We start from the raw sequence: 5,320 nt of genomic DNA on the forward strand, positions 1-5,320 counted from the left end.
TTTGAGAATGGCTTCAGATAATGGGGTAGACTTATCTAAATATTTAAAATGAAGCAAGCAATAGCACTCTATAGTACCTAATGGGGTGCTTTTTTTAATGTTCAAAATCAGGAGGTGGTGAAATGATATTACTGAATTAAAAGGTAAACATAAAAATTAGCAGAATTATATATCGAAAAATGAAAAGTATTTTTACTAAAATATCTTAGTAAAAATATTATTCTCCTATTTACATTATACACAAAAATGTGTATAATAAAAACAGTAAAGAAAGGGGTAAAAGATGATGCCGATGAAACCCAGAGAAATCGTGAAATTGCTTAAAAGTAACGGTTTTAAAGAAAAGTCACAAAGAGGTTCACATTTGAAGCTCTACAATTCTAATACTAACGTGACTGTATTCGTTCCAATACATGCAAAGGAACTTAAAAAAGGGTTGGAACAAGCAATTCTTAGAGAAGCAGGGCTTAAATAAGCCCTTGTTTCTCATACCCCATAGGAGGTTGTAAAAATGGAAAAAGTTTTAGTGTATCCAGTCGTCCTGCACCCAGAGGAAAAAGGCTATACTGTTGAAATTCCTGATATTGAAGGCGGCTGGACTCAAGGCGAAGACATGAAAGAAGCACTGATGATGGCTGCAGATCTAATCGGATTGGCCCTTGAAGATAAAACAGAGTATCCACTAGCGTCTGATTTGGATGCTATTAAAACTGATAAAGATGACATTAAGACAATTGTCAGTGTTGACATGGATGAATATCGGCGTAAAAACCCTAAAACAATTAGAAAAAACGTTTCTGTGCCTGAGTATCTTGTTAAATTGGGAAAAGAGCAGCACGTTAATTTTTCTGCTCTTCTAACGGAAGCTTTAAAAGCCAAATTAGAAGTTTAAACAAGTGCTTCAGAGCCGAGCTAATAAGTTCGGCTTTTTTTATGCTCAGAAAGAAGGTGATAAGTACTTGAAGTTAAACTTAAAACAGCAAAAGTTTGCAGATGAATATTTGATTTCTGGTAATGCCACAAACGCCGCAATTAAAGCTGGTTACAGCAAAAAAACGGCTGGGGTTATTGGTGCTGAAAACCTTAAAAAACCTAAAATTATTTCTTACATGGAAGAGCGAAAAAAAGAAATTGAAAGCAAAAAGATTGCTAAGCAGAAAGAGATCTTCGAGTACTTAACTTCAGTTATGCGAGGCGAGCAAACGGAGACTGTAGCGACTGCTAAGGGCATTTTTAAGGGTATTGAAGTTTCAGCTAAAGACAGAATTACTGCTGCTAAAGAATTGCTTAAACGGTATCCAAGTGATCCTATTTCTAATGCGCAACTGCGTAAAATGGTTGCCGAAGCTAAGATGGCTGAATATAAAGTTGAGCAGTTAAACAGTGATGATCTAGACACGACAGTCAACATCAATTTCAATATTCCAAAGGAGGACGACAATGCAAGTGAGTCTTAAAGATAATATCTCGCCCGCATTCTATAGACTTTTCTGGGATATTCATAACAAAAAACATGCCAATTATTGGCTCAAAGGAGGACGTGGTTCGACCAAGTCCTCTTTTATTTCGCTCATGATTGTTTTAGGAATTATGCAAGACAAAGATGCTAATGCAATTGTTATTCGTAAGGTGGCAAACACATTACGTGATTCTGTATTTGAGCAATATTTGTGGGCAATTGACCTTTTACACGTTGATGAATACTGGCAATCGTCAGTTAGTCCGATGCAATTAACCTTTAAACCAACCGGCCAACAGATTAGATTTAAGGGTGCAGACGACCCACGTAAGATAAAGTCGCAAACGTTTAGGCAAGGTTACACGAAATTCAAGCATTTCGAAGAAGTTACGGAATTCAAAGGAATGGAAGAAATCCGTTCAATCAACCAGTCGTTAGGACGTGGTGGTTCCGGTATTATTACTTTCTATTCATACAACCCACCAGCAAGACAATCTAACTGGGTTAATCAAGCAGTCGATAGTGAACAAATGCGTGACGATACGCTAGTTAACTTATCAGATTATCGTTCAGTGCCTAAAAGTTGGCTTGGAGTTGAATTCCTTGCTGACGCGAGACAACTAAAAAAGGATAACGAGAAAGCATATCGACATGAATATCTGGGTGAAGTAACTGGAACTGGTGCAGAAGTGTTCAACAATATTACTACCAGACCAATTACAGATGATGAAATTGCTAGATTTGATAAGGTTTACTACGGACTTGACTTCGGATTTGCGAAAGATCCAACAGCCTTTGTCAAAATATATTGGGATTCAGCAAGGCGTCGCATTTTTATTTTTGATGAATTTGAACGTGTTGGTCTAAAAGTACGTGATGCAGTTGCGATGATAAAGCAACGTAATCCCAGAAATGAACCATTAACAGCTGATTCAGCCTCCCCTGATATGATTGCGGAATACCAAGACCAGGGACTGAACATTTATGGTGCAATCAAAGGCGGAGGTTCACGTGATCACGGCTACAAGTGGCTGGAAGATTTACGTGAAATTATCATTGACCCCAACCGTTGTCCTGATGCTTGGCGTGAATTTACTAGCTATGAATTTGAAATCGATTTAAACGGAAACTACAAGTCAGGCTATCCTGATGGCAACGACCATACTATGGACGCGACCCGATATGCTCTTGAAAGTTTAATCAGGAAAGGAGGTTTTATTAAATGGAATTAGAAGCGATGAAAAAATTGCTACAAAACACGCAAACAAGGCGAGTTAATTTTAATGCTAAATATGCTAAATCTAAAAGCTATTACCTCAATGAGAATGACATCACGATAAAAAACAATGGTGAGTCTAAAACTAAAGAAGACGATGCCGCAAAAAAGAGTAAAAATCCGTTAAGACCAGCTGATAACCGTGTGAGTTCTAACTTTCATCAATTGCTAGTTGACCAAGAAGCAGGCTATTTAGCTACCAAGCCACCAACTATTGATGTGGGTGAAGATAAGCTAAATGACCAAATCAAAGATACTTTAGGCGACAACTTTGCTTTAAGATTAAATGAATTGGTTGTTGATGCAGCCAATGCTGGTATAGCATGGCTACATTATTGGCTTGATGAAAATAGCCAGTTTAGATATGCGATTGTGCCACCAGACCAAGTAACACCAATTTATTCAACTGATTTAAATCGTAAGTTAGTAGCACTAAGACGCTCGTATAAAGAACTTGATTCAGAAACCGCTAAAACTTATTGGGTGCATGAATACTGGGATGATAAAACAGTCACGGTCTTTAAATCAAAAGATGAGCAATTTAACAATTTAGAGCCAATTAATGACCGTTTTACGATTTATGATGCATCAACTGATGATGCCGCAGGCACTTCTAGTATTAATCATCATGGTATGGGAAGAATTCCATTTATTGCATTTCCCAAAAACAAGGAACAGCAACCTGATTTGTTCCATTACAAGGGCTTAATTGACGTTTATGACAAGATTTATAACGGCTACGTTAATGATTTAGATGATATTCAACAAATATTTTTAATTTTAAAGAATTATGGCGGACAAGGTCTGGACGAATTCAGAAAAGACCTCCAACGATATAAGGCCATTAGAGTTAGGAGTATGGGTAGTGGCGATGATTCAGGTGTTGATCAATTAGCCATTAATATTCCAACTGAGGCCCGTAACTCAATGCTAGAAACAACTAAGACCAACATCTTTGTTCATGCGCAAGGAATTGACCCAACGGACTTTAAGACTAACAATGCAACTGGGACTGCAATTAAGATGCTCTATTCTCATTTGGAGTTAAAAGCAGCTAAAACAGAAGCCTATTTTAGGGATGCATTGACTGAATTAGTTAGAGTAATCATGCATTGGTTAAATATTTCAGATGCGGATAGTCGAAGAATTAATCAGACCTGGACCAGAACAGCTATCCAAAACGATGTTGAACGAGCTCAAGTGGTTAGTCAATTAGCTAACTGGACGAGTAAAGAAGCAATTGCTAAAGCCAATCCAATCGTTGAAGATTGGCAAGAAGAGCTAAACGACCAACAGAAGGACTTAAAAGATAGAAATGACCAGTTTGGTAATCCTAATAGCCTAAACGGTGACGATGATGACGAAAACAAACAGAAGTCATGATTATTGGCAAAAAAGGTTTTTACAGGAAAAGAACAATCAGTTAAGTAATACAGCTGAATATGAGTCAGCCATGCGCGCTCGTTTAAAAGAAGTCGAACAGGTGCTAGAACAAGAAGTTGACTATTGGCTTAAACGCTATGCCAACAATCAAGAGGTTAGCCACGAAGATGCACGTAAAATCTTGAGCACAATTGGTACTCGTGATTGGCACATGACATTGAAGGAGTTCAAGCGTAAGGCTAAAGAAAGTGGCTTTGATAAAGAACTAGATGCCGAATATTTCAAGAGCCAATTATCAAGGCTTGAGAACATAGATGAGCAACTGACCAACCTATTAAGCCAATATGCGACAGCTGAGAGTGACAAATTAGCACAAAGTCTATCTAACCAATTTCAACAAACATACATGCACAGTATCTACTTAACACAATTAGAGCAGGCTAAATTATCTAGTAACTTTGCCAATGTTAATGAATATCAAGTCAAAGTAATTGTCAACAAGCCCTGGAATGGCAGCAACTTCTCTAAACGGATTTGGAAAAACTACACTGAGATGTTACCTAATGAGCTTGGGGATGCACTTTTACGTGGCACAGTTTTAGGACATTCTCATCAACAAGTATTTAAAATGATGCGCCAGCGATTGAGAGATGTTGAAGATTATCAATTGCACCGTTTGGTCATTACTGAAATGGGGCACATTGCCGAAGAAGCAACGGCACAGGCATACAAAGAAGAATGCGTTGAAAAGTACCAATATTTAGCAACGTTAGAGTCCCACACTTGCGAAGAATGCGGGCACTTAGATGGTAAAATTTTCGACTTGAAAGATAAAAAAGACGGCGTTAATTATCCGTTAATTCATCCTTATTGTAGATGCACAACTATGCCATACATGGAAGGGTTAACAAATAGCAAAGAACGCTGGGCAAGGAACCCTGAGACTGGCAAAGGCTATTATGTTGATGATATGGACTTCCAAACTTGGAAAAATGCCATTGATTATCAAAGAAAAGCTCAAACAATTCCAAATAATGCTACTAGGTATATAAAAACCGGTAAGTTTGACTGGAACGAACTCAATGCAGAGCAGTATAATAAACATGTAAAGGGAACGCCCGAATTTGATAACTATGCTAAAGGTCGTAAACGACCAGTAAGTGAATTGATTATTTCACCTGTTGAAACTCAAGCATTAATTG

General features: G+C 37.7%; 6 protein-coding genes. All 6 read left to right on the forward strand.

All coding sequences use genetic code 11. The features are described from left to right. The first annotated feature begins 286 nt into the window (after window positions 1–286). Window positions 287–475, forward strand: coding sequence for a type II toxin-antitoxin system HicA family toxin (locus tag F5ESL0237_RS08220; RefSeq protein WP_122025202.1), 189 nt, complete (start codon window positions 287–289; stop codon window positions 473–475). A gap of 36 nt (window positions 476–511) precedes the next feature. Next, window positions 512–892, forward strand: coding sequence for a type II toxin-antitoxin system HicB family antitoxin (locus tag F5ESL0237_RS08225; protein WP_122025198.1), 381 nt, complete (start codon window positions 512–514; stop codon window positions 890–892). Window positions 893–896: 4 nt separating this feature from the next. Beyond that, the gene (locus F5ESL0237_RS08230; protein WP_233551994.1) at window positions 897–1,457 is read left to right on the forward strand and encodes a terminase small subunit; all 561 of its coding nucleotides are present in this window, start codon (window positions 897–899) and stop codon (window positions 1,455–1,457) included. Next, the gene (locus F5ESL0237_RS08235; RefSeq protein WP_122025199.1) at window positions 1,441–2,691 is read left to right on the forward strand and encodes a PBSX family phage terminase large subunit; all 1,251 of its coding nucleotides are present in this window, start codon (window positions 1,441–1,443) and stop codon (window positions 2,689–2,691) included. The genes F5ESL0237_RS08230 and F5ESL0237_RS08235 overlap by 17 nt, the downstream gene beginning before the upstream one ends. Further along, window positions 2,682–4,118: a phage portal protein gene (locus F5ESL0237_RS08240; RefSeq protein WP_122025200.1), complete on the forward strand. Its 1,437-nt coding sequence runs from the start codon at window positions 2,682–2,684 to the stop codon at window positions 4,116–4,118. The genes F5ESL0237_RS08235 and F5ESL0237_RS08240 overlap by 10 nt, the downstream gene beginning before the upstream one ends. Continuing rightward, a partial coding sequence (locus F5ESL0237_RS08245) for a minor capsid protein (RefSeq protein WP_147441012.1) occupies window positions 4,090–5,320 on the forward strand: 1,231 nt, incomplete at its 3' end. The genes F5ESL0237_RS08240 and F5ESL0237_RS08245, both read left to right, overlap by 29 nt.

The sequence above is a fragment of the Lactobacillus sp. ESL0237 genome (assembly GCF_003692985.1).
GTDB classification, from domain to species: Bacteria; Bacillota; Bacilli; order Lactobacillales; family Lactobacillaceae; genus Lactobacillus; species Lactobacillus bombicola.

Excerpts from the sequence above, each read along its gene's own strand:
- F5ESL0237_RS08220 (WP_122025202.1), top strand. The coding sequence starts at position 287 with ATGCCGATGAAACCCAGAGAAATCGTGAAATTGCTTAAAAGTAACGGT.
- F5ESL0237_RS08225 (WP_122025198.1), top strand. The coding sequence starts at position 512 with ATGGAAAAAGTTTTAGTGTATCCAGTCGTCCTGCACCCAGAGGAAAAA.
- F5ESL0237_RS08235 (WP_122025199.1), top strand. The coding sequence starts at position 1,441 with ATGCAAGTGAGTCTTAAAGATAATATCTCGCCCGCATTCTATAGACTT.
- F5ESL0237_RS08240 (WP_122025200.1), top strand. The coding sequence starts at position 2,682 with ATGGAATTAGAAGCGATGAAAAAATTGCTACAAAACACGCAAACAAGG.